The organism is Paraburkholderia mimosarum LMG 23256 = NBRC 106338, assembly GCF_000739815.1.
Taxonomy (GTDB): Bacteria; Pseudomonadota; Gammaproteobacteria; order Burkholderiales; family Burkholderiaceae; genus Paraburkholderia; species Paraburkholderia mimosarum.
Genome location: NZ_BBJJ01000359.1, coordinates 1 through 694, shown reverse-complemented (window position 1 = coordinate 694; position 694 = coordinate 1). Strand labels below are relative to the sequence as shown.

General features: G+C 61.1%; 1 protein-coding gene. It reads left to right on the top strand.

Annotated elements, in window-relative coordinates; all coding sequences use genetic code 11:
* Window positions 1-189 precede the first annotated feature (189 nt).
* Window positions 190-694 (top strand): transposase (locus BMI01S_RS42820; RefSeq protein WP_218002783.1); only part of this gene is annotated, 505 nt, incomplete at its 3' end.

Genomic DNA, 694 nt, shown 5'->3' with positions numbered 1-694 from the left:
GGCTTGAATAATGCCATATAAAGCCAGACTAAAGACGGGTGAACCGCGCAAGCGCAGGAAGCCGGGGTACCGGGTGACGAACGCGCGGGCGTATAACCAGAGCCTGAGAAAGCGCGGCATGATCAGCCTGTATGTGCCGGGCGGCGATCTGAAGCGCAGCTTATCAACGCAAAGATCCGTACGCCGGGCGTGTCGGGGCGTGAGCCGACCTACACCACGGCGTACATCGAGCTGATCTTTACCTTCTACCGGCTGTTCGGCTGGGGGATGCGGCAGATCACCGGCTATATGGAGGACTACTGGGAGACTCGCGGGCTGGACATCCCGGTGCCCAGCGCCAGTCAGCTGGGCGAACGGTTCGCTTCACTGGAGGTGAGCGTCACGCAGCGTTGCGAACAGCTGACCCGGCGTCTCGCGCGCGGCGAGACGATCAGTCTCATCGTCGACAGCACGGGATTGAGCTTTGGGCGGGCAAGCCAGTGGTACGAGGAAAAGTACGGTCAGAAGGCCGCGCGCACGCCGTGGCGCAAGATGCATCTGTCGATCGACGCTGACATGAACGTACACGCGATCCGCATCACCACTACAGAAGTATCGGACAGCGAAGGAATGGACGCCGTGCTGCCCGCTGAAGTGCCGATGGATCGGGTGATTGCCGATGGCGCGTACTACAGCATCGAGCGTACCTACCTAA